The organism is Cupriavidus sp. DF5525 (genome assembly GCF_040149425.2).
GTDB classification, from domain to species: domain Bacteria; phylum Pseudomonadota; class Gammaproteobacteria; order Burkholderiales; family Burkholderiaceae; genus Cupriavidus; species Cupriavidus pickettii_A.
Genome location: NZ_CP168266.1, coordinates 1,133,258 through 1,154,589, shown reverse-complemented (window position 1 = coordinate 1,154,589; position 21,332 = coordinate 1,133,258). Strand labels below are relative to the sequence as shown.

General features: G+C 67.1%; 20 protein-coding genes. 13 read left to right on the top strand and 7 right to left on the bottom strand.

Translation table 11 applies throughout. The features are described 5' to 3' along the window. Positions 1-9 precede the first annotated feature (9 nt). Entirely contained in the window at positions 10-1,029 is a 1,020-nt protein-coding gene (locus ABNX08_RS26555) for a tripartite tricarboxylate transporter substrate binding protein (protein ID WP_022538677.1), read from the top strand. A 166-nt stretch (positions 1,030-1,195) separates the two neighbouring features. On the opposite strand, the gene ABNX08_RS26550 is transcribed toward ABNX08_RS26555, so the two are convergent. Next, positions 1,196-2,146: a LysR family transcriptional regulator gene (locus ABNX08_RS26550; protein WP_022538676.1), complete on the bottom strand. Its 951-nt coding sequence runs from the start codon at positions 2,144-2,146 to the stop codon at positions 1,196-1,198. A 158-nt stretch (positions 2,147-2,304) separates the two neighbouring features. Between ABNX08_RS26550 and ABNX08_RS26545 the strand changes: the two genes are divergently transcribed. From ABNX08_RS26545 to fba, 12 genes are all read left to right on the top strand, one after another. Beyond that, positions 2,305-3,765, top strand: a complete 1,461-nt coding sequence (locus ABNX08_RS26545) for a form I ribulose bisphosphate carboxylase large subunit (RefSeq protein WP_022538675.1) — start codon at positions 2,305-2,307, stop codon at positions 3,763-3,765. 47 nt (positions 3,766-3,812) lie between these two features. Further along, positions 3,813-4,244 carry a ribulose bisphosphate carboxylase small subunit gene (locus tag ABNX08_RS26540; protein WP_022538674.1) on the top strand — a complete coding sequence of 144 codons (432 nt, stop codon included), beginning with the start codon at positions 3,813-3,815 and terminating at the stop codon, positions 4,242-4,244. A gap of 151 nt (positions 4,245-4,395) precedes the next feature. Then, entirely contained in the window at positions 4,396-5,328 is a 933-nt protein-coding gene (cbbX, locus tag ABNX08_RS26535; RefSeq protein ID WP_022538673.1) for a CbbX protein, read from the top strand. 3 nt (positions 5,329-5,331) lie between these two features. After that, on the top strand, positions 5,332-6,096 hold the full coding sequence (locus ABNX08_RS26530) for an HAD family hydrolase (protein WP_022538672.1): 765 nt from the start codon (positions 5,332-5,334) through the stop codon (positions 6,094-6,096). 1 nt (position 6,097) lies between these two features. Further along, a complete protein-coding gene (rpe, locus tag ABNX08_RS26525; RefSeq protein ID WP_022538671.1) occupies positions 6,098-6,823 on the top strand; it encodes a ribulose-phosphate 3-epimerase in 726 nt (241 codons plus the stop codon). A gap of 48 nt (positions 6,824-6,871) precedes the next feature. Beyond that, positions 6,872-7,966 carry a class 1 fructose-bisphosphatase gene (locus ABNX08_RS26520; RefSeq protein ID WP_022538670.1) on the top strand — a complete coding sequence of 365 codons (1,095 nt, stop codon included), beginning with the start codon at positions 6,872-6,874 and terminating at the stop codon, positions 7,964-7,966. An 11-nt stretch (positions 7,967-7,977) separates the two neighbouring features. Further along, the gene (locus tag ABNX08_RS26515) at positions 7,978-8,856 is read left to right on the top strand and encodes a phosphoribulokinase (RefSeq protein WP_041682083.1); all 879 of its coding nucleotides are present in this window, start codon (positions 7,978-7,980) and stop codon (positions 8,854-8,856) included. Positions 8,857-8,882: 26 nt separating this feature from the next. Next, positions 8,883-10,895 (top strand): transketolase, encoded by a 2,013-nt coding sequence (gene tkt, locus ABNX08_RS26510; RefSeq protein WP_022538668.1) that lies wholly within the window; start codon positions 8,883-8,885, stop codon positions 10,893-10,895. Then, positions 10,895-11,584, top strand: a complete 690-nt coding sequence (gene gph, locus ABNX08_RS26505) for a phosphoglycolate phosphatase (protein ID WP_022538667.1) — start codon at positions 10,895-10,897, stop codon at positions 11,582-11,584. Before tkt ends, gph begins: the two co-directional genes overlap by 1 nt. A 49-nt stretch (positions 11,585-11,633) precedes the next feature. Continuing rightward, complete coding sequence (gene gap / locus ABNX08_RS26500) at positions 11,634-12,644, top strand: type I glyceraldehyde-3-phosphate dehydrogenase (protein ID WP_022538666.1); 1,011 nt, start codon at positions 11,634-11,636, stop codon at positions 12,642-12,644. Positions 12,645-12,653: 9 nt separating this feature from the next. Then, the gene (locus ABNX08_RS26495; RefSeq protein WP_022538665.1) at positions 12,654-13,877 is read left to right on the top strand and encodes a phosphoglycerate kinase; all 1,224 of its coding nucleotides are present in this window, start codon (positions 12,654-12,656) and stop codon (positions 13,875-13,877) included. Positions 13,878-13,918: 41 nt separating this feature from the next. Next, entirely contained in the window at positions 13,919-14,956 is a 1,038-nt protein-coding gene (gene fba / locus ABNX08_RS26490) for a class II fructose-bisphosphate aldolase (RefSeq protein WP_022538664.1), read from the top strand. Positions 14,957-15,039: 83 nt separating this feature from the next. Here fba and ABNX08_RS26485 read toward each other — a convergent pair whose 3' ends face one another. The 6 genes from ABNX08_RS26485 to ABNX08_RS26460 are packed head-to-tail and all read right to left on the bottom strand — an operon-like array spanning position 15,040 to position 21,231. Then, on the bottom strand, positions 15,040-16,521 hold the full coding sequence (locus ABNX08_RS26485) for a M81 family metallopeptidase (RefSeq protein ID WP_022538663.1): 1,482 nt from the start codon (positions 16,519-16,521) through the stop codon (positions 15,040-15,042). Between the two features lie 49 nt (positions 16,522-16,570). After that, on the bottom strand, positions 16,571-17,845 hold the full coding sequence (locus ABNX08_RS26480) for a Zn-dependent hydrolase (protein ID WP_051370019.1): 1,275 nt from the start codon (positions 17,843-17,845) through the stop codon (positions 16,571-16,573). 56 nt (positions 17,846-17,901) lie between these two features. Continuing rightward, positions 17,902-18,618, bottom strand: coding sequence for an ABC transporter ATP-binding protein (locus tag ABNX08_RS26475; protein ID WP_022538661.1), 717 nt, complete (start codon positions 18,616-18,618; stop codon positions 17,902-17,904). Further along, positions 18,615-19,382, bottom strand: a complete 768-nt coding sequence (locus tag ABNX08_RS26470; RefSeq protein ID WP_022538660.1) for an ABC transporter ATP-binding protein — start codon at positions 19,380-19,382, stop codon at positions 18,615-18,617. The genes ABNX08_RS26475 and ABNX08_RS26470 overlap by 4 nt, the downstream gene beginning before the upstream one ends. Continuing rightward, positions 19,379-20,374 carry a branched-chain amino acid ABC transporter permease gene (locus ABNX08_RS26465; RefSeq protein WP_022538659.1) on the bottom strand — a complete coding sequence of 332 codons (996 nt, stop codon included), beginning with the start codon at positions 20,372-20,374 and terminating at the stop codon, positions 19,379-19,381. Before ABNX08_RS26465 ends, ABNX08_RS26470 begins: the two co-directional genes overlap by 4 nt. Beyond that, on the bottom strand, positions 20,374-21,231 hold the full coding sequence (locus ABNX08_RS26460) for a branched-chain amino acid ABC transporter permease (RefSeq protein ID WP_022538658.1): 858 nt from the start codon (positions 21,229-21,231) through the stop codon (positions 20,374-20,376). The genes ABNX08_RS26465 and ABNX08_RS26460 overlap by 1 nt, the downstream gene beginning before the upstream one ends. Between the last annotated feature and the right edge of the window lie 101 nt (positions 21,232-21,332).

Below are 21,332 nucleotides of genomic sequence, written 5' to 3'. Positions count from 1 at the left end.
GGAGACGACATGAAGGAACTCAATTTTGCGACGCGCTGCGTTCAATCCGCGGGCAAATTCAGATTTGCTGTGGCACTAAGCGTCTTGCTTTGCGCAATCTCCGGTCCGGCCGCGGCCCAGGATGCAAACTGGCCGAGCAGGCCGGTCAGGATGATCGTTCCGTTCCCGGCGGGTTCATTCACCGACACCGTGGCACGCATTGTTTCAGACCATCTCAGCAAGTCCTTGGGTCAGCCGGTGATCGTGGAGAACAAGGCGGGCGCCAATGGACTGATCGGCGTGGCAGAGGCTGCCCGGGCGGCGCCGGATGGGTATACCTTGTTGCTGACGAACTCCAGCAGCATCACCATCAACCATCAGGTCTACAAGAAAAGCAACTACAAGCCGAAGGATTTCACGCCGGTCACGCTGGTTCTGGAGGCACCCTTCATTCTGGTAGCGAATCCTGAATGGTCCCAGAAGAACTCGGTAGGGTCGGTAACGGACCTGGTGCGTTTTTCCTCGCAATATCCTGGCAAAGTCAGCTATGGATCGGCAGGCCCAGGCAATATCGCGCATCTCAGCTTCGCCATGTTGAACAACAGGGCGAAGATCAAGACCACGCATATTCCGTACAAGTCGTCTGCGCAGGCGCAGCTGGCAGTGGTCAGTGGCGAGCTGGATGCGGCATTTGACACGTGGACCGCGCTGCCTCAAATCAAGGCAGGGAAGCTGAAGCCGCTCGCGATCAGTGCATCGAAGCGAATGACACAGTTACCCGAAGTGCCTACTCTGGAAGAGGTCGGGATCACGCCGTTCAACGTGACGTTCTGGATCGGCATGCTTGCTCCGGCCGGCACGCCGCCGCAGATCGTTCAACGACTCCATTCGATCACGCGTGGCGTGCTTGATGACGGCAAGGCACGAGCCGCGTTGAGCCTGCAGGGCGAGGTCGTCATGGTTGACCCTGCGAACTTTGCCAGGCGCATTGAGAAGGAGGATTCCAGTTGGGCAGCTGTGATCCAGCGCGAAGGCATCACGCTGGATTGAACCCTGCTTGCACAAGCCTGTTGGCCGGCCGTCGCGAACGAATATTCCGGAACCAGGATTTCGTGACGGCCGGTCGGGGACAACGTCAACTCTCAGCGGCAAGCCATTGGCACAAGCGCACTCAATGCGGCTGATTGCTTCCGAACACTGACCAATTCACTTGGCCTCAGGCCACACGCCGCCCGGGCAGCAGCCCGGCATATTCCTTCCCCAGGAACTCCGCGGTGTGCTCGAGCAGGTAGGCGCGGCAGCTCTCGCCGGCGGGAGACAGCCGTTTGCTTGCCATATGCGCCACATGCCAGACGCGCTCGATCGGCGTGCCGGTCACGTCCAGCAGCGCGATCTCGCCGGTGCGCAGTTCCAGCGACAGGGTGTGCAGCGACAACAGGCTGATGCCCATTCCCGCCATCACAGCCTGCTTGATGGTCTCGTTGCTGCCCAGCGTGATCACCTTGGCCGGCGCGAACAAGTGGTCCCTGAACATGAACTCCGCCACCGTACGGGTACCCGAGCCCGGCTCGCGCAGCAGGAAGGTCTCGTGACGGAGTTCCTGGAGGTCGAATCCCTTCTCGCCGTGCAGGGGGTGCCGCGTCGAGGCCACCAGCACGTACGGATGCGCGGCGATGGGCTCCGACACGGCGTCCAGCTCGCGCGGCGGACGGCCCATCAGCGCGAGGTCGATCGCATTGTCCTGCAGCAGCTGCAGCAGCGTTTCACGATTGCCTTCGGCGATGCGCAGGTCCACGCCCGGGTGCAGCGCGGTGAAGCCGGCGAGCAGCTTGGGCGCGAAGTACTTGGCTGTGCTGATCAGCCCGATCGTGATCGAACCCTGTTCGACGTCCTTGACTGCCTGCAGTCCTTCCTCCGCGTCTCTCACCTCGCCGAGGATCCGCGAGGCATGGTGCAGGAAGCGATCGCCGGGCTCGGTCAGCGTGAGCTGCCCCCTGACCCGTTCGAACAGCGCCAGGCCCACCACGGATTCGAGCTGCTTGACCTGCATCGAGACCGCCGGCTGGGTCAGGTGCAACTCCTCGGCCGCGCGCACGAAGCTGCCGTGCCTGGCCACCGTGACGAAGATCTGCAACTGGCGAAGGGTAAGGGCGCGCAGGAAGGACATGGGCAGTGGGGGCGGGTTTTAGTTGATGTGCGGCTTGGTGCGCACTTAAGGGATTGCTTATGCAGGGGCTAAGAATATCTGAATTTACCTTATGTGGGTCGGCGGATATCTTTCCAACAACGCAGCCACGCCGTCAATCCACGCAAGGGAGACCAGCAATGAACGCACCTGAGACGATCCAAGCCAAGCCGCGCAAGCGCTACGACGCCGGCGTTATGAAGTACAAGGAAATGGGGTATTGGGATGGCGATTACGAGCCCAAGGACACCGACCTGCTGGCGCTGTTCCGCATCACGCCGCAGGACGGCGTGGACCCGGTCGAGGCCGCCGCCGCGGTCGCCGGCGAATCCTCCACCGCCACCTGGACGGTGGTGTGGACCGACCGCCTGACCGCCTGCGACATGTACCGCGCCAAGGCCTACCGGGTCGATCCGGTGCCCAACAACCCCGAGCAGTTCTTCTGCTACGTGGCCTATGACCTGTCTTTGTTCGAGGAAGGCTCGATCGCCAACCTGACCGCGTCGATCATCGGCAACGTCTTCAGCTTCAAGCCGATCAAGGCCGCGCGCCTGGAAGACATGCGCTTCCCGGTCGCCTACGTGAAGACCTTCGCCGGCCCGTCGACCGGCATCATCGTCGAGCGCGAACGGCTGGACAAGTTCGGCCGCCCGCTGCTGGGCGCCACCACCAAGCCCAAGCTCGGGCTGTCGGGGCGCAACTATGGCCGCGTGGTGTATGAGGGCCTGAAGGGTGGCCTGGACTTCATGAAGGACGACGAGAACATCAACTCGCAGCCTTTCATGCACTGGCGCGACCGCTTCCTGTTCGTGATGGATGCGGTCAACAAGGCCTCGGCCGCCACCGGCGAGGTCAAGGGCAGCTACCTCAACGTGACCGCCGGCACCATGGAGGAGATGTACCGGCGCGCCGAGTTCGCCAAGTCGCTGGGCTCGGTCATCATCATGGTCGACCTGATCGTCGGCTGGACCTGCATCCAGTCCATGAGCAACTGGTGCCGCCAGAACGACATGATCCTGCACCTGCACCGCGCGGGCCATGGCACCTACACCCGGCAGAAGAACCACGGCGTGTCCTTCCGCGTGATCGCAAAATGGCTGCGGCTGGCAGGCGTGGACCACATGCATACCGGCACCGCGGTGGGCAAGCTTGAAGGCGACCCGCTTACCGTGCAGGGCTACTACAACGTCTGCCGCGATGCCTACACGCAGACCGACCTGACGCGCGGGCTGTTCTTCGACCAGGACTGGGCTTCGCTGCGCAAGGTGATGCCGGTGGCCTCCGGCGGCATCCACGCCGGCCAGATGCACCAGCTGATCAGCCTCTTTGGCGACGACGTGGTGCTGCAGTTCGGCGGCGGCACCATCGGCCACCCGCAGGGCATCCAGGCCGGCGCCACCGCCAACCGCGTCGCGCTGGAAGCGATGGTGCTGGCGCGCAACGAAGGGCGCGACATCCTCAACGAAGGGCCGGAAATCCTGCGCGACGCCGCGCGCTGGTGCGGACCGCTGCGGGCGGCGCTCGATACCTGGGGCGACATCACCTTCAACTACACGCCGACCGACACCTCGGACTTCGTGCCGACCGCGTCGGTGGCCTGAACCTGATACGACGCAACCACAGCGACCCCAAAGAACGAGAGGACATCATGCGCATTACTCAAGGCACTTTCTCCTTCCTGCCCGACCTCACCGACGCGCAGATCACCAGCCAGCTCGAATACTGCCTGGGCAAGGGCTGGGCGGTCGGCATCGAATACACCGACGACCCGCATCCGCGCAATACCTACTGGGAGATGTTCGGCCTGCCGATGTTCGACCTGCGCGATGCCGCCGGCATCCTGCTGGAGATCAACAACGCCCGCAGCACCTTTCCCAACCACTACATCCGCGTCACGGCCTTCGATTCGACCCATACGGTGGAGTCGGTGGTGATGTCCTTCATCGTCAATCGTCCCGCCGACGAACCCGGCTTCCGCCTGGTGCGGCAGGAGGAGCCCGGCCGCACGATGCGCTACTCGATCGAGAGCTACGCCGTGCAGGCGAGGCCGGAAGGTAGTCGCTACCGCGGCATCGACTGAGCCGCTGCGCAGCGCTGCCACGGCGCTGCTGCCGGCAATTTTCCTGAATGTGCCATCCCACGGCTGCGCCGCCTGACGGCCGCGCACCGGGGGAAAGCTGCGCCCCGAATTCATCGAACCGATTGACCGATTGATCTTCACGGAGCCTGCCATGTCCGCACCCGAAACGACCGCACCGCTGCAGCGGCCTGCTGCCCTGGCCGGATCGCTGGCCGAATCGCTGGCCAGCTCGGGCATCACCGAGCTGCTGGCCCAGCTCGACCGCGAGCTGATCGGGCTGAAGCCGGTGAAAGCGCGCATTCGCGATATCGCCGCATTGCTGCTGGTGGACAAGCTGCGCGCCGCACGCGGCTTCAGCGCGGGCGCGCCCAGCCTGCATATGTGCTTCACCGGCAATCCCGGCACCGGCAAGACCACCGTGGCCATGCGCATGGCGCAGATCCTGCACCAGCTCGGCTACGTGCGGCGCGGCCACCTGGTGGCCGTGACCCGCGACGACCTGGTCGGCCAGTACATCGGCCATACCGCGCCCAAGACCAAGGAGATCCTGAAGAAGGCCATGGGCGGGGTGCTCTTCATCGACGAGGCCTACTACCTCTACCGCCCGGAGAACGAACGCGACTATGGCCAGGAGGCCATCGAGATCCTGCTGCAGGTGATGGAGAACAACCGCGAAGACCTGGTGGTGATCCTGGCCGGCTACAAGGACCGCATGGACCGCTTCTTCGAATCGAACCCGGGCATGTCCTCGCGCGTCGCCCACCATATCGACTTCCCCGACTACCAGCTCGACGAGCTGCGCCAGATCGCGGATCTCATGCTGGACGAGATGCAGTACCGCTTCGACGAGCAGAGCCGCGCCGTCTTTGCCGACTACCTGGCCCGGCGCATGGCGCAACCGCATTTCGCCAATGCCCGCAGCGTGCGCAATGCGCTCGACCGCGCGCGGCTGCGCCATGCCTCGCGCCTGCTGGACGATGCCGGCGCGGTCGCCGACGACCAGACCCTGACCACCATCACGGCCGCCGATCTGCTTGCCAGCCGCGTGTTCGCACCGGCCGCGCAAACCTTGGCGAGGGAGTAAGCCATGCAAGCCCTGATCTTCGATGTAGACGGCACGCTTGCCGATACCGAGACCGCCCACCTCCAGGCCTTCAATGCCGCCTTTGCCGAAGTCGGCCTCGACTGGTGCTGGGATGAGGCGCTCTACACGCGCCTGCTCAAGGTGGCCGGCGGCAAGGAGCGCCTAATGCACTACTGGCGGATGGTCGATCCGGAAGAAGCCCGCGGTTGCAAGGTCAAGGAAACGATCGACGCCGTGCATGCCATCAAGACCCGCCACTATGCCGAGCGCGTCAGCAGCGGCCGGCTGCCGCTGCGGCCGGGCATCGCCCGCCTGATCGAGGAGGCTGGCCGCGCCGGCATGCCGCTCGCCATCGCGACCACCACCACGCCGGCCAACCTCGATGCGCTGCTGCAGGCGCCGTTGGGTGCCGGCTGGCGCGAGCGTTTCGCCGCCATCGGCGATGCCGGCACCACCGCTGTCAAGAAGCCGGCCCCGGATGTGTACCTGGCCGTGCTGGACCGGCTTGGCCTGGAGGCCGGCGATTGCCTGGCCATCGAGGATTCGGAGAACGGGCTGCGCGCCGCGCAGGCGGCCGGCATCCCCACCGTGGTCACGCCCACCGCCTACACCGCGCAGGACCGTTTCGACGGCGCGCTGCTGGTGCTGCCGCACCTGGGCGACCCCGAGCGGCCGATTCCGCAGCACCTGCCGGGCGCGGACCAACGCTGGGCCGACCTGGCCGCGCTGCGCCGCTGGCATCGTGGCACCCTGTTCGAGGCAGCCTGATATGCACGCCACCGACCACCACACCGACCACGGCAGCCAGCGCGCCATCCGCCTGGCGCCCTCCATCCTGTCAGCCGACTTCGCGCGGCTGGGCGAGGAGGTGCGCGCAATCGAGGCAGCCGGCGCCGACCTCGTGCACTTCGACGTGATGGACAACCACTACGTGCCCAACCTGACCATCGGCCCGCTGGTGTGCGAGGCGATCCGGCCGCACGTTTCGATCCCCATCGACGTGCACCTGATGGTGGAGCCCGTGGATGCACTGATCCCGCTGTTCGCCAAGGCGGGCGCAGGGATCATCAGCTTCCATCCGGAGGCCAGCCGGCATGTGGACCGCACCATCGGCCTGATTCGCGACCACGGCTGCAAGGCCGGCCTGGTGCTGAACCCGGCCACGCCGCTGGGCTGGCTGGACCACACGCTGGGCCAGCTCGACCTGGTGCTGCTGATGAGCGTCAACCCGGGCTTCGGCGGCCAGGCGTTCATCCCCGGCGTGCTGAACAAACTGCGCCAGGTACGGGCGCGCATCGACCGGCAGCTGGAGGCCGGCGGGCGGCCAGTCTGGCTGGAGATCGACGGCGGCGTCAAGGCCGACAACATTGCCGGGATCGCCCGCGCGGGTGCCGACACCTTCGTCGCCGGCAGCGCCGTGTTTGGCGCGCCGGATGCCGACGGCGGCTACCGGGGCATCCTGCGCCGCCTGCGCGAGGCTGCCACGTACATGTAGCCCCCAGCGCCACACAAAAACACACAGCAAACCATGAGGAGACCTGTCATGCCCGAAGTCCAGAGGATGACCCTGACGCAGTTCCTGATCGAAGAGCGCCGCCGCTATCCGGACGCCAGCGGCGGCTTCAACGGCCTGATCCTCAACGTTGCCATGGCCTGCAAGGAGATTGCGCGCGCGGTCGCATTCGGCGCGCTGGGCGGCCTGCACGGCCGCGCCGGTAGCGAGGATGGCAATGGCACCGCTGTCAACGTGCAGGGCGAGATCCAGCAGAAGCTCGACGTGCTGAGCAACGAGGCCTTCCTGCGCGTCAACGAGTGGGGCGGCCACCTGGCCGGCATGGCCTCGGAGGAAATGGCCGAGCCGTACCAGATTCCCGAGTGCTACCCTCGCGGCAAGTACCTGCTGGTGTTCGATCCGCTCGACGGCTCGTCGAACATCGACGTCAATGTCTCGGTGGGCAGCATCTTCTCGGTGCTGCGCGCACCCGAAGGCGCCACCGCCGTCACCGAGCAAGACTTCCTGCAGCCCGGCACGGCCCAGGTGGCGGGCGGCTACGCGCTCTACGGGCCTACCACCATGCTGGTGCTGTCCGTGGGCAACGGGGTCAACGGCTTCACTCTCGATCCCAACCTGGGGGAATTCTTTCTCACCCATCCCAACCTGCGCGTGCCGGTCGATACCCAGGAATTTGCCATCAACGCCTCGAACAGCCGCTTCTGGGAAGCGCCAATCCAGCGCTACATCTCCGAGTGCATGGCCGGGAAGAGCGGGCCACGCGGCAAGGACTTCAACATGCGCTGGATCGCCTCGATGGTGGCCGAGGCGCACCGCATCCTGATGCGTGGCGGCGTCTTCATGTACCCGCGCGACAGCAAGGACCCGGCCAAACCCGGCCGCCTGCGGCTGCTGTACGAGGCCAACCCGGTCGCCTTCCTGATGGAGCAGGCCGGCGGGCGCGCCAGCACCGGCCGGCAGCCGCTGATGTCGGTGGCGCCGGGCGCGCTGCACCAGCGCATCGGCGTGATCTTCGGCTCGCGCAATGAAGTGGAACGGATCGAGCGCTACCACACCGACCAGTCCGATCCCGACCTTCCCAATCCCCTGTTCAACGAGCGCAGCCTGTTCCGCGCATCTGCCTGAGGTGCATGGCCATGTCAGAACGTTATCCCATCATCGCCATCACCGGCTCCTCCGGGGCCGGTACCACGTCGGTGACCCGTACCTTCGAGAACATCTTCCGCCGCGAGGGCGTGAAGTCGGTGGTGATCGAAGGCGACAGCTTCCACCGCTACGACCGCGCCGAGATGAAGGTCAAGATGGCCGAGGCCGAGCGCACCGGCAATATGAACTTCAGCCACTTCGGCCCGGAGAACAACCTGTTCGGCGACCTGGAGAACCTTTTCCGCTCCTATGCGGAGTCCGGAACGGGCCTGCGCCGGCGCTACCTGCACAGCATGGAGGAGGCGGCCCCGTTCGGGCAGGAGCCCGGCACCTTCACCGAGTGGGAGCCGTTGCCGGCCGACACCGACCTGCTGTTCTATGAAGGTTTGCATGGCGGCGTGGTGACCGACGAAGTCGATGTCGCCCGGTACCCCAACCTGCTGATCGGGGTGGTGCCCGTCATCAACCTGGAGTGGATCCAGAAACTGTGGCGCGACAAGAAGCAGCGCGGCTATTCGACGGAGGCCGTGACCGACACCATCCTGCGCCGCATGCCGGACTACGTGAACTACATCTGCCCGCAGTTCTCGCGTACGCATGTGAACTTCCAGCGCGTGCCGTGCGTGGACACCTCCAACCCCTTCATCTCGCGCGAGATCCCCGCGCCGGATGAAAGCATGGTGGTGATCCGCTTTGCCAACCCGAAGGGGATCGACTTCCAGTACCTGCTGAGCATGATCCACGACTCCTTCATGTCGCGCGCCAACACCATCGTGGTGCCGGGCGGAAAGATGGAGCTGGCCATGCAGCTGATCTTTACGCCGTTCGTGCTGCGCATGATGGAGCGCCGCAAGCGCGCCGCCCTGTGAACCGCCGTGTTGCAAGGACACCCTAGATGAACGCACCCGAACGCATCGATTCCGCAGCGCGCTGCGCCAACGCGCTGCGCTTCCTGGCCGCCGACGCGGTGGAGCAGGCCAGGTCCGGCCACCCCGGCGCACCCATGGGCATGGCCGAGATGGCCGAAGTGCTGTGGCGACGCCACCTGCGCCACAACCCGGCCAACCCGGCCTGGCCCGACCGTGACCGCTTCGTGCTGTCCAACGGCCATGCTTCCATGCTGCAGTATGCGCTGCTGCATCTCACCGGCTACGACTTGCCGATTTCGCAGTTGCGCCAGTTCCGCCAGCTGCACGCGGCCACGCCGGGTCATCCCGAGCGCGGCGTGACGCCGGGCGTGGAAACCACCACCGGGCCGCTGGGGCAGGGCCTGGCCAATGCGGTCGGTATGGCGCTGTCCGAGAAGCTGCTGGCCGCCACCTTCAACCGGCCCGGCTTCGACATCGTCGACCACCACACCTATGTCTTCCTCGGCGACGGCTGCCTGATGGAAGGGCTCAGCCACGAGGCCGCCTCGCTGGCGGGCACGCTCAAGCTGGGCAAGCTGGTCTGCCTGTACGACGACAACGGCATCTCCATCGACGGCGACGTCGCCGGCTGGTTTGCCGACGACACCCCGAAGCGCTTTGCCGCCTACGGCTGGCATGTGATCGCCGGCGTCGACGGGCACGATGCGCAGGCCGTCGATGCCGCGCTGCACTCGGCCAAAGCCGAGCGCGAGCGGCCCACGCTGATCTGCTGCCGCACCGTGATCGGCAAGGGCGCGCCGGCCAAGGCCGGCGGGCACGATGTGCATGGCGCGCCGCTGGGCGCGTCGGAGATCGCCGCCATGCGCGAGGCGCTGGGCTGGGAGGCCGAGCCTTTCACCGTGCCGCCAGACGTGGCCGACGCCTGGGAGGCGCGCGCACAAGGCGCCGCGCGCGAGGCCCACTGGGAGGCGCGTTTCGCCGGCTATCGTGCCGCGCATCCGGAACTGGCCGAGGAATTCCTGCGCCGTATCAACGGCCGCCTGGCGGAAGGCTTCGATGCGGAACTGATGACGTTGCTGGACGCGCCCTCCGCACTGCAGGGCAAGATCGCCACGCGCAAGGCATCGCAGCTCTGCCTGGAGGCGCTGACGCCCGCCTTGCCCGAGCTGCTGGGCGGCTCGGCCGACCTGACAGGTTCCAATCTCACCAATGTCAAGGCTTCGGTCTGGGTCAACCACGCCGGGCACGGCAACTACGTCAGCTACGGCGTGCGCGAGTTCGGCATGGCCGCGGTCATGAACGGCATTGCGCTGCATGGGGGGCTGATTCCCTACGGCGGCACCTTCATGACCTTTTCGGACTATTCGCGCAATGCCATCCGCATGGCCGCGCTGATGCGGCTGCGCGTGGTGCATGTGCTGACGCATGATTCCATCGGCCTGGGCGAGGATGGTCCCACGCACCAGCCGGTGGAGCACGCCGCCAGCCTGCGTCTGATCCCCAACAACCAGGTCTGGCGCCCGTGCGATGGGACCGAGACCGCGTATGCGTGGCTGGCTGCGCTGCGGCGCGAGCAGGGTCCTGCCTGCCTGGTGCTGTCGCGGCAGGCGCTGATGCCGTTCGAACGCGATGCGGGCCAGCGCGCAGCCATCGCGCGCGGCGGCTATGTGCTGCGCGATACCGTGGCGCCGCGCGTGGTGCTGGTGGCGACTGGCTCCGAGGTGGAGATCGCGCAGCGCGCTGCGCTTGACCTTGCCGAGGCAGGCATCGCCGCGCGCGTGGTGTCCATGCCCTGCGTCGAGCTGTTCTACGCGCAGGAAGCGAGCTACCGGGACACGGTGCTGCCACCGGGCCTGCCGCGCGTCAGCGTGGAGGCGGGCGCCACCTGGTTCTGGCGCGGCGTCGTGGGCGAGGGCGGCGTGGCGCTGGGCATTGACAGCTTCGGCGAATCGGCGCCGGCCGAGGCGCTGTACCAGCACTTCGGCCTGACCCCGGCGCATGTCGCCGCTGCCGCGCGTTCCCTGCTGGAGGACAAGTGATGCCCACCGTATCCCTGCCTTGCACCGCGGTGCTGATCGACCTTGACGGCACGCTGGTCGACAGCGCGCCTGACATCGTCGAGGCCGCCAACCGCATGCTGGCCGAGCTCGGCAGCCCGCCGCTGCCGTTCGACACCGTGGCCGGCTTCATCGGCCGTGGCGTGCCCAACCTGGTGCGGCGCGTGCTGGAAACCGCGCAGCTTTCGCCGCGGGTGGAAGCCGCCGCTGCCGAGGCGCTGTTCCATCGTCACTATGCCGAGACCAATGGCCGCCTTGGGGCAGTGTTCCCGGGCGTGGAAGCGGGCCTGGCCGCGCTCAGGCGCGAGGGCTACCGGCTTGCCTGCGTCACCAACAAGCCGCGCGCACTGGCGGCACCGCTGCTGGCGCTGACCGGGCTGGCAGCGTACCTGGAAGTCCTGGTGGCGGGCGATTCGATTGCGCAGATGAAACCGCATCCCGAACCGCTGCGCCATGCCTGCCGGCTGCTAGACGTCGACCCCGCGCAGGGCGTGCTGGTGGGGGATTCGCCGGTGGATGTTGAAGCGGCACGCGCGGCCGGCATGCCGGTCTGCCTGGTGCGTTACGGCTACGCCGGCCCCGGCGGGCCCGCGGCGCTGGGCGCCGACGCGCTGGTCGATTCGATGGAGGCATTGCCGGCGCTGCTCACGCCGGCGCGGCTGGCTGCGTGATGTTTGGCCAACGCCGGAAAAGATACCAAGACAAGCACAAGGAGACATCATGACCATCAAGGTTGCCATCAACGGCTACGGGCGCATCGGCCGCAATGTACTGCGCGCCCACTATGAAGGCGGCAAGCGGCACGATCTCGAGATCGTCGCCATCAACGACCTCGGCAACGCCGGCACCAATGCCCACCTGACCCGGTACGACACCGTCCACGGCCGCTTTCCGGGCGAGGTCACGGTCGACGGCGATGCCTTCCGCGTCAACGGCGACCGGATCCGCGTGCTGGCCCAGCGCAACCCGGCCGAGCTGCCGTGGGGCGAGCTGGGCGTGGATGTGGTGATGGAATGCACCGGGCTCTTCACCAGCAAGGACAAGGCATCGGCCCACCTGAAGGCCGGCGCGAAGAAGGTGATCATCTCCGCCCCCGGTGGCAAGGACGTGGACGCCACCATCGTCTACGGCGTGAACCACGGCGTGCTGAAGGCGAGCGACACGGTGATCTCCAACGCCTCGTGCACCACCAACTGCCTGGCGCCGCTGGTCAAGCCGCTGCATGAACAGCTGGGCGTGGTGAACGGCCTGATGACCACGGTGCATGCCTATACCAACGACCAGGTGCTGACCGACGTCTACCACGAAGACCTGCGCCGGGCGCGGTCGGCGACCATGTCGATGATCCCCACCAGGACCGGCGCCGCCGCCGCGGTCGGGCTGGTGCTGCCCGAGCTGGACGGCCGGCTGGATGGCTTTGCCGTGCGCGTGCCGACCATCAATGTGTCGCTGGTGGACCTGTCCTTCGTGGCGGCGCGGCCGACCACCGTGGAGGAAGTGAACGGCATCCTGAAGAGCGCGGCCGAAGGCGAGCTCAAGGGCATCCTGGACTACAACACTGCGCCGCTGGTCTCGGTGGACTTCAACCACAGCCCGGCCTCTTCGACCTTCGACGCCACCCTGACCAAGGTCAACGGCACGCTGGTCAAGGTGTCGGCCTGGTATGACAACGAATGGGGCTTCTCCAACCGCATGCTGGATACCGCGGTGGCGCTGGCCCATGCCCGCTAGCAGGTTGCCATGATGAGCCTATCCCATCCGAAACCCACGGCGCCCCACACGCTGTCCGCGCTGCTCGCCGCAGGCGGGCTGGCCGGCAAGCGGGTCTTTATCCGCGCCGACCTCAACGTCCCGCAGGATGCCGCGGGCCATATCACCGACGACACCCGCATCCGTGCCTCCGTGCCCGCCATCGCGGCCTGCCTGCAGGCGGGCGCTGCGGTGATGGTCACCTCGCACCTGGGCCGGCCGCAGGAAGGGGAGCCGGACCCGCGCCACAGCCTGGCGCCGGTGGGCCGCCGCCTGTCAGAGCTGCTCGGCCGCCAGGTGCCGCTGCTGTCCGGCTGGACCGAGGGCGGCTTCCAGGTCCCGCCCGGGCAGGTGGTGCTGCTGGAAAACTGCCGCATGAACCGGGGCGAGAAGATAAACAGCGGCGAGCTGGCGCAGAAGATGGCCAGGCTGTGCGACGTCTACGTCAACGACGCCTTCGGCACCGCCCACCGCGCCGAAGCCACCACCCACGGCATCGCCAGGTACGCCCCGATCGCCTGCGCCGGCCCGCTGCTGGCCGCCGAGATCGACGCGCTGGGCAAGGCGCTGGGCCAGCCGGCGCGTCCGCTGGTGGCGATCGTGGCCGGTTCCAAGGTCTCGACCAAGCTGACCATCCTGAAGTCGCTGGCCGACAAGGTCGACAACCTGATCGTCGGCGGCGGCATCGCCAATACCTTCATGCTGGCCGCCGGCCTGAAGATCGGCAAGTCGCTGGCCGAAGCCGACCTGGTCGGCGACGCCAGGGCCATCATCGACATCATGGCCAGGCGCGGCGCCTCGGTGCCGATCCCAGTCGACGTGGTGTGCGCCAGGGAATTCAGCGCCACCGCCGCGGCCACCGTCAAGGACGTCAAGGACGTGGCCGACGACGACATGATCCTGGACATCGGTCCCAGGACCGCCGCGCAACTGGCCGGGCAGCTCAAGGCCGCCGGCACCATCGTCTGGAACGGCCCGGTGGGCGTGTTCGAGTTCGACCAGTTCGGCAACGGCACCAGGGTGCTGGCCCAGGCCATCGCCGATTCCAGGGCCTTCTCGATCGCCGGTGGCGGCGACACGCTGGCTGCCATCGCCAAGTACGGCATCGCCGACCGCGTGGGCTATATCTCCACCGGCGGTGGCGCCTTCCTGGAGTTTCTCGAAGGCAAGACGCTGCCCGCACTGGCCGTGCTGGAGCAGCGCGCCGCCACCTGAACCGGCCTCACCGAATCCCCATCGAGTAAAGGAGCTTCACCATGTCACTCATATCCTTGCGCCAGTTGCTGGACCACGCGGGAGAGTTCGGCTACGGCGTGCCGGCTTTCAACGTCAACAACCTCGAACAGATCCACGCCATCATGGAAGCGGCCGAGGAAACCGACAGTCCGGTCATCCTGCAGGCCTCGGCCGGGGCCCGCAAGTATGCCGGCGAGGCTTACCTGCGGCATATGGTGCTGGCCGCCGCCGAGACCCATCCGGACATCCCCATCGTGCTGCACCAGGACCACGGCTCCAGCCCGGCGGTCTGCCAGGCTTCGATCCGCTCCGGCTTCACCAGCGTGATGATGGACGGCTCGCTTCGCGAAGACATGAAGACCCCGTCCGACTACGACTACAACGTCGACGTCACCCGGCGCGTGTGCGAGATGGCACATGCGGTCGGCGTGTCGGTCGAGGGCGAACTGGGCTGCCTGGGCTCGCTCGAAACCGGCCAGGCTGGCGAAGAGGACGGCGTGGGCGCAGCCGGCACGCTGTCGCACGAGATGATGCTGACGGACCCGGCGCAGGCGCGCGACTTCGTTGCCCGTACCGGCGTGGACGCGCTGGCCATTGCCATCGGCACCAGCCACGGCGCTTACAAGTTCTCGCGCAAGCCCACTGGCGACATCCTGGCGATGGACCGCATCCGTGAGATCCACGAGCAGATTCCCGATACGCACCTGGTGATGCACGGCTCTAGCTCGGTGCCGCAGGAATGGCTGGAGATCATCCGCCAGTACGGCGGCGACATCAAGGAGACCTACGGCGTGCCGGTCGAGGAGATCCTGCGCGGCATCAAGACCGGGGTGCGCAAGGTGAATATCGACACCGATATCCGCCTCGCCATGACCGGGGCCATCCGCAAGGCCCTGTCCGAGGACCGCAGCGAGTTCGATCCACGCAAGGCGCTGCTGGCGGCCAAGAAGGGCGCGAAGGGCGTGGTGAAGCTGCGCTTCGAGGCCTTCGGCTGCGCCGGGCAGGCCTCGCGCATCAAGCCGGTGGCGCTGGAGAAGCTGGCAGAGCGCTACCGTTGACTGGCGCGCTTGCCGCGGGCAGACCGGCTGGCCGGTCATTGCCCGCGGCAAGCCTGCTCAGGGACGTGCACCCATACCCGCAATCAGGTGCCCCACGCCGTGCCGGCATCCAGCGGATAGACCGGGCGCGCGACGTGACGGAACGGGAAGCGCTCGTAACGGGAACTGGTGACCCCTTCGCCATCACATTCCACCACGGCTTTCGCGATCGGAACGAAAACCGGGCGGCAGTACATGCGGGACTTGAGCAGCAGGAAGCGCGCCTTGAGCGGATCGATGCCGATATGGGTGAAGATGCCAAGGTCCCAGTGCTCCTGCGGCGTCTCCGTCACGATGACCTGCGCCGCCCCGATATCCAGCAAGGCGGTGCGTCCCATGCGGATGCGCTGCCCGGTGTAGGTCGGGCCGCTGATCACATACTCGCCGTCGCTGATCGCGGCAAGCTTGCCGGTCAGCAGCCTGGATTGCGGGAACACATCCAGTTGGGGCAGCGGTACCTTGTCGCCGACCGGCAGTGTGATGCTGGTGCCCACGCCGGCTGCCACCAGCGCCGCAACTGCCTGCGGATCGCAGACAGGCCCCACCGCAATGCCGATCAACCCCTGTGCCAGGGCCTCGTGAAGCACTGCCATGTTGTCGCAGGTGCCGCCGGACATGCAGTTGTCGCCATGGTCAAGCAGCAGGACCGGCCCTTCGCCGGGAGCGTCCGCAAGCCGTGCCGCACGCGCAATCGAATCGCCGAGCGGCTCGGCGTGATAGCCGAAGCCATCGCGCTCGGCCCAGGCCAGTGAGGCAATCCGCGCGGCCACGGCGTCGGCCCTGGCCTGGTCGCCGTCGCCCACCACGATCACGCTCAGGCATGGCGCTGCAATGTCGGCCAGGCCGAAGCCGGCCAGGACCGAGACGGCAAGCATGCCTTCCTGCTCTGCCTCGCGCGCCAGCGCTACGGCGCGCTGCATCGCGCCTTCGTCGGTACGGCTGCGCAAGGTGTGGGTGACCAGCGGTGGACGCCGCCACGCCATCACCGGCCGTGTGCGGCCCGCGATCATGTCCAGCAGCAGCCTGCCCGCATGCTCCCCGGTTTCGTACATGTCCACATGCGGGTAGGTCTTGAAGCTGACCGCAATGTCGGCATGGTCGATCAGTGCCTGGGTGATGTTGCCGTGCAGGTCCAGCGCCACCGCGACCGGGGCATCCGGCAGCACCTGCCGCAGGCGCATGAGCAAGTCGCCTTCGCCGTCGTCGCTGTTCTCGGCCACCATCGCGCCATGCAAGTCGAGCATCACGGCGTCGCAGCCGGCGGCGGCCGAGACGATGGTGTCGCTCAGGTGCGTGTAGGCGTCGGCCGCCACGCGGCCACTCGGGTTGGCGCCCGCGATCACCGGCACCACGATCTGCGCGCCCGCCGCCTCGGCCAGGTCGATGAACGCAGCCGCCGCGGTGCGGGTGCCCTTGGCGGCGCGATAGGCGTCCTGTCCGTAGCGCGGATCGAAAGACGCCAGCGGCGTCGGCACCGGGGAGAAGGTGTTGGTTTCGTGATTGAGGCGGGCAATCAGGATCTTCATTGGCAGGTCCGTTCAGGTGAGGGATGCGCGGGGTCCGCTTGCTACCGGCTCAAGGCCGCGTCGCCGCATCGAGCATGGCATGCAGCAGCACATTGCAGCCGGCTTCGAGGTGCTCGGGCCTGGCGTCCTCGATCTCGTTGTGGCTGATGCCGTCCTTGCACGGTACGAAGATCATCGCCGCGGGCGCCACGCGCGCCAGGTAGACCGCATCGTGGCCGGCGCCGCTGATCACGTCCATTTCGGAGAGCCGGAGCCGCCGTGCGCCCCCACGCACCGCCGCGACCAGCCGGTCGTCAAAGTGCTGCGGCGGGAAGTACACCACCTGGCGCACGTCGATGGCGATGCCGCTGCGCGCGGCCAGCGCTTCGGTCGCGGCATGCAAGGCCGCGTCCATGGCGGACAGGACGGTGTCGTCGGCGGCGCGCAGGTCGACCGTCATCGAGACCTTGCCGGGGATGACGTTGCGCGAGTCGGGATGCACCTCAAGGCAGCCAACCGTGCCGCGGCCGTGCGGGGGATGGTCCAGCGCGATGCGGTTCACGATACCGACCAGCTCCGCTGCGGCGAGCAGCGCATCCTTGCGCAGGCTCATCGGCGTCGGCCCGGCATGGGCTTCCATCCCGGTCAGCACCACGTCGTACCAGCGCTGGCCAAGAGCGCCGGTCACCACGCCGATGGTGGTGTCGTTCGCCTCCAGCACCGGACCTTGCTCGATATGGGCTTCGAAGTAGGCGCCCAGCGGCCGCCCGCCGATCGGCTCCGGACCGGCATAGTCAATGGCCTGCAGCGCGTCGCCAACGCAGACGCCGTCGCGGTCGCGCTGCGCGAGCAGATCCGGCAGCGCGAACTCGCCGATGAAGGCGCCGGAGCCCATCATGACCGGGACAAAGCGTGAGCCTTCTTCATTGGTCCAGACCGCCACCTCGATCGGCGCGTCGGTCACGATGCCGGCATCGTTCAGCGTGCGCACGACTTCGATGCCGGCGAACACCCCGTAGTTGCCGTCGAACTTGCCGCCCGTGGGCTGGGTGTCGATATGGCTGCCGGTCATGACCGGCGGCAGCGTGTCGTCACGCCCCGCACGGCGCGCAAAGATATTACCGATCGCATCGACGCGGATCGTGCATCCCGCGGCCTTGGCCTCGGCGACAAAGAAATCGCGGCCCTGGCGATCGAGGTCGGTCAGCGCCAGTCGGCATACGCCGCCCTTGGGCGTGGCGCCGATCTCGGCCAGGCGCATCAGCGTGTGCCACAGGCGTGCGCCGTCGATACGCAGGTCGTCCCGTGTTCCCGCAGAGGCTGGGGGCGTACGGGTGGCTGGCATGGTAGTCATGGCATCTCTCTTGTCGGTCGGCCGGCGCGCCGGCCAGCTTGATGGGTTCAGGCCGCCAGGCCCACGCCGAGATAGCGGTCCTTGACCGCCTCATCGGCGCGGAACGCGTCATTGCTGCCGGTGTAGACGACCCGGCCTTGCTCGATGATCACGTGCCGGTCGGCCAGTTGCGTGCAGACCTGGAGGTTCTGCTCGACCAGCAGGATCGGCACGCCCGCGGCCTTGATCACCTTGAGCTGGGCCACGATCTCTTCGACGATCACCGGGGCCAGTCCTTCCACCGGCTCGTCGAGCATCAGCAGGCGAGGGTGGTTCATCAGCGCGCGGCCGATGGCGAGCATCTGCTGTTCGCCGCCGGAAAGCTGCGCGCCGCCATTGCCGCGCCGCTCCCGCAGCCGCGGGAAAATGCAGTACACGTCATCGAGCTGCCACGGCGAATCGCGGCGCGCGGCCAGCTTGAGGTTCTCCTCGACGGTCAGCAGCTTGAAGATGCCGCGGTGCTCGGGAACGAAGCACAAGCCTTCGGCGGCAATCCGGTGCGGCGGCATGCCGGCGACATCCTTGCCGCGAAAGACGACCCGGCCGCCGCCCTTTGGTCCCTTCGGCGCGACGATGCCGGCAATCGCCTTGAGCGTGGTCGACTTGCCGGCGCCGTTGCGCCCGAGCAGCGTCACCAGTTCGCCTTCGCCAACGGCCAGCGATACGCCCTGCAGCACATGGCTCTTGCCGTAGTAGCCATGGATGTCCTGTACGTCGAGCATCATCCCTGGCCCCCGGTGATCATGTTACCGAGGTAGGCGGCCCGCACCCGCGGGTCGCCGCGCACGACCGCGGGCGCGCCTTCCATCAGCACCTTGCCCTGCTGCATCACAGTGATGGTGTCGGAGATGTCCATGACGATATCCATGTTGTGTTCGATCAGCACGACCGTGTGGTCCTGCGCGAGGCCGCGGATCAGCCGCTTCATCGCGCCGAGATCATCGACGCCCATGCCCGAGGTGGGCTCATCCAGGAAGATCGCCCGGGGGCGAGCGGCCAGCGCCATGCCGACTTCGAGCCGCCGCTGCTGGCCGTGCGAGAGCACGCCCGCCGCACTGTCGGCGACACGGGTCAGCTCCAGGCGTTCGAGCACCTGGTCAACCACCTCGGCGCAAGCCAGGTCGCCAGCCGGCAGCCGCCACCCGTTCATCGCCTTGCGCGGCGACGTGCCCAGTGCGGCCAGCCGCAGGTTTTCGCGCACGGGCAGGCTGGGGAAGAGGCTGGTGACCTGGAACGAGCGGGCAATGCCGCGCTGCACCCGCTGGTAGTCGGTTTCGGCGGTGACGTCCTTGCCGTCGAACACGATGCGGCCCGCGCTGACCTCGCGCGTGCCGGTCAGCATGTGGAACAACGTGGTCTTGCCGGCACCGTTGGGGCCGATCACCGAGTGGATGGTGCCGGGCATCACGCGCAGGTCGACCCCGCCCAGCGCCATGAACTTGCCATACTGCTTGACGATGCCGGTGGCTTCGAGAATCGGGGTGCTCATGCGCGTTCCTCCTGCGTCACTGGGGCGCGGCGCGCGCCGCGCAGGCGATCCGAGATGGTGGCACCCAGCCCCCACAGCCCGCGCTGCATGAACAGGCTGACCGCGATCAGCAGGAAGCCGAGCAGCATCAGCCAGCGCGGCCAGAGCGTGGAGAGCCAGTCCGCCAGCAGCACGTAGAAGGCCGCACCGAGCACCGAGGCGAAGATATTGCTGGTGCCGCCGATCACGGTCATGACCAGGATCATCTCGCTGGCGTGGTAGTCGATATTGGTCAGCGGCGCGATGCCGGTCAGCATGGCATGCAGCGCGCCGGCCAGGCCGGTTACGGCGCCGGAGATCATGAAGGCCAGCAGCTTGAACAGCCGGATGTTGTAGCCTACCGCAAGCGCGCGCTCCTCGTTGTCGCGGATCGCAAGCAGCGTACGGCCGAGCACCGACTCCGTCACGCGCAGCACGAGGAAGAACACCAGCAGGAACAACACGGCGACGAAGCCATAGAACTGCCAGGGCGACGCCAGCGAGAGGAGGGCATTGCCGCCCACCGACAGCGGCGGACGCGGGATGTCGAGCAAGCCGTTGTCGCCGCCGGTGATCGCGGGCGCGGTGTAGGCCAGGAAATAGAACATCTGGGCGAACGCCAGCGTCAGCATCACGAAGTACGTGCCGCGCTGGCGAATCGAGAACCAGCCGACCAGGGCGGCGGCGGCCGCACCGACCACGATCGCCAGCAGCAGGGCGACCGGCATCGGCAGGTCGGCACGCGTCAGCGCCAGCCCGACCGCGTAGCTGCCCAACCCGAAGAAGATCCCCTGGCCGAACGACAGCAGCCCGGTGTACCCGAGCAGCAGGTTACAGGCCATTGCCGCCATCGCATAGATCAGCACCTCGGTCGCGAGCGTGCCGGACCGCATCGTCAGCGGCAACAGCAGCGCGACGCCCAGCGCGAGCCACCAGAAGCGGTAGCGCACCAACCATTGTTTGCCCGATGCCATCATCCCCTCCCAAGCAGGCCATGCGGACGCAGCAGCAGGACCGCGGCCATGGCGACATAGATCATCAGCCGCGCGCCTTCCGGCCACAGCGTACTCATCAGGCTCTGCACGATACCGACGAGCAACCCGCCCACCAGCGCCCCGGTAAAGCTGCCCATGCCGCCCACCACGACCACGATGAACGCCACGCCCAGCGCCTCCACGCCCATGAAGGGCTCCGCGCCGCGGATCGGTGCCGCCAGCACGCCGGCGATCGCAGCGGTGGCCGCGCCCAGCGCGAACATCAGGCTGAACAGGCGGAACACATTGATGCCGAGCAGCGACACCATCTCGGTGGATTCACTGCCGGCGCGCACGGCGCTGCCCAGCCGCGTGCCTTCCAGCAGCCACCACAGGCCCAGCGCGAGCAGGCCGGTGAAGCCGATGACGAACAGGCGGTATTTCGGATAGACGAAGTCGCCCCACATCACCACGCCCTGCAGCGCATCCGGCGGCGGCACGTCGACGCCCAGCGGTCCCCAGCCGACGATGATGAGTTCCTGGATGGCCAGGGCCAGGCCAACCGTGACCAGGATATGGAATTCATGCGGTTGCGCGTAGACGTAACGCAGCATGACCTTCTCGGTCAGCCATGCCAGCGCGCCAATCACGAGCGGCGCGACGATCAGTGCCACCCAGAAGTTCAGCCCGAACTGCAGCACCTGAAAGCAGAGGTAAGCGCCCAGCGCATAGAACGCGCCGTGCGCGAAGTTGACGAAACGCAAGAGGCCGAACACGATCGACAACCCTACAGCCAGCAGGAAGTAGAGCATGCCGATCCCGACGCCGTTGATCACCTGCAGCAGATAGACGTTCATGGGTTCGTGCGAATGAAGGAAGCCGCCGCGCCGTGCGTCGCTGCGCAGCGCGGTGCTTCAGTAGTGCTTCGGTGTGCCTTGTCAGCGGGGCGGGCGCCCCG

Coding starts and splice junctions, on each gene's coding strand:
- ABNX08_RS26540 (WP_022538674.1), top strand. CDS start 3,813: ATGCGCATTACTCAAGGCACTTTCTCCTTCCTGCCCGACCTCACCGAC.
- ABNX08_RS26515 (WP_041682083.1), top strand. CDS start 7,978: ATGTCAGAACGTTATCCCATCATCGCCATCACCGGCTCCTCCGGGGCC.
- ABNX08_RS26545 (WP_022538675.1), top strand. CDS start 2,305: ATGAACGCACCTGAGACGATCCAAGCCAAGCCGCGCAAGCGCTACGAC.
- ABNX08_RS26495 (WP_022538665.1), top strand. CDS start 12,654: ATGATGAGCCTATCCCATCCGAAACCCACGGCGCCCCACACGCTGTCC.
- fba (WP_022538664.1), top strand. CDS start 13,919: ATGTCACTCATATCCTTGCGCCAGTTGCTGGACCACGCGGGAGAGTTC.
- cbbX (WP_022538673.1), top strand. CDS start 4,396: ATGTCCGCACCCGAAACGACCGCACCGCTGCAGCGGCCTGCTGCCCTG.
- gph (WP_022538667.1), top strand. CDS start 10,895: ATGCCCACCGTATCCCTGCCTTGCACCGCGGTGCTGATCGACCTTGAC.
- ABNX08_RS26470 (WP_022538660.1), bottom strand. CDS start 19,382: ATGAGCACCCCGATTCTCGAAGCCACCGGCATCGTCAAGCAGTATGGC.
- ABNX08_RS26485 (WP_022538663.1), bottom strand. CDS start 16,521: ATGAAGATCCTGATTGCCCGCCTCAATCACGAAACCAACACCTTCTCC.
- ABNX08_RS26480 (WP_051370019.1), bottom strand. CDS start 17,845: ATGCCAGCCACCCGTACGCCCCCAGCCTCTGCGGGAACACGGGACGAC.
- ABNX08_RS26555 (WP_022538677.1), top strand. CDS start 10: ATGAAGGAACTCAATTTTGCGACGCGCTGCGTTCAATCCGCGGGCAAA.
- ABNX08_RS26465 (WP_022538659.1), bottom strand. CDS start 20,374: ATGGCATCGGGCAAACAATGGTTGGTGCGCTACCGCTTCTGGTGGCTC.
- tkt (WP_022538668.1), top strand. CDS start 8,883: ATGAACGCACCCGAACGCATCGATTCCGCAGCGCGCTGCGCCAACGCG.
- ABNX08_RS26550 (WP_022538676.1), bottom strand. CDS start 2,146: ATGTCCTTCCTGCGCGCCCTTACCCTTCGCCAGTTGCAGATCTTCGTC.
- ABNX08_RS26460 (WP_022538658.1), bottom strand. CDS start 21,231: ATGAACGTCTATCTGCTGCAGGTGATCAACGGCGTCGGGATCGGCATG.
- ABNX08_RS26520 (WP_022538670.1), top strand. CDS start 6,872: ATGCCCGAAGTCCAGAGGATGACCCTGACGCAGTTCCTGATCGAAGAG.
- rpe (WP_022538671.1), top strand. CDS start 6,098: ATGCACGCCACCGACCACCACACCGACCACGGCAGCCAGCGCGCCATC.
- ABNX08_RS26475 (WP_022538661.1), bottom strand. CDS start 18,618: ATGATGCTCGACGTACAGGACATCCATGGCTACTACGGCAAGAGCCAT.
- ABNX08_RS26530 (WP_022538672.1), top strand. CDS start 5,332: ATGCAAGCCCTGATCTTCGATGTAGACGGCACGCTTGCCGATACCGAG.
- gap (WP_022538666.1), top strand. CDS start 11,634: ATGACCATCAAGGTTGCCATCAACGGCTACGGGCGCATCGGCCGCAAT.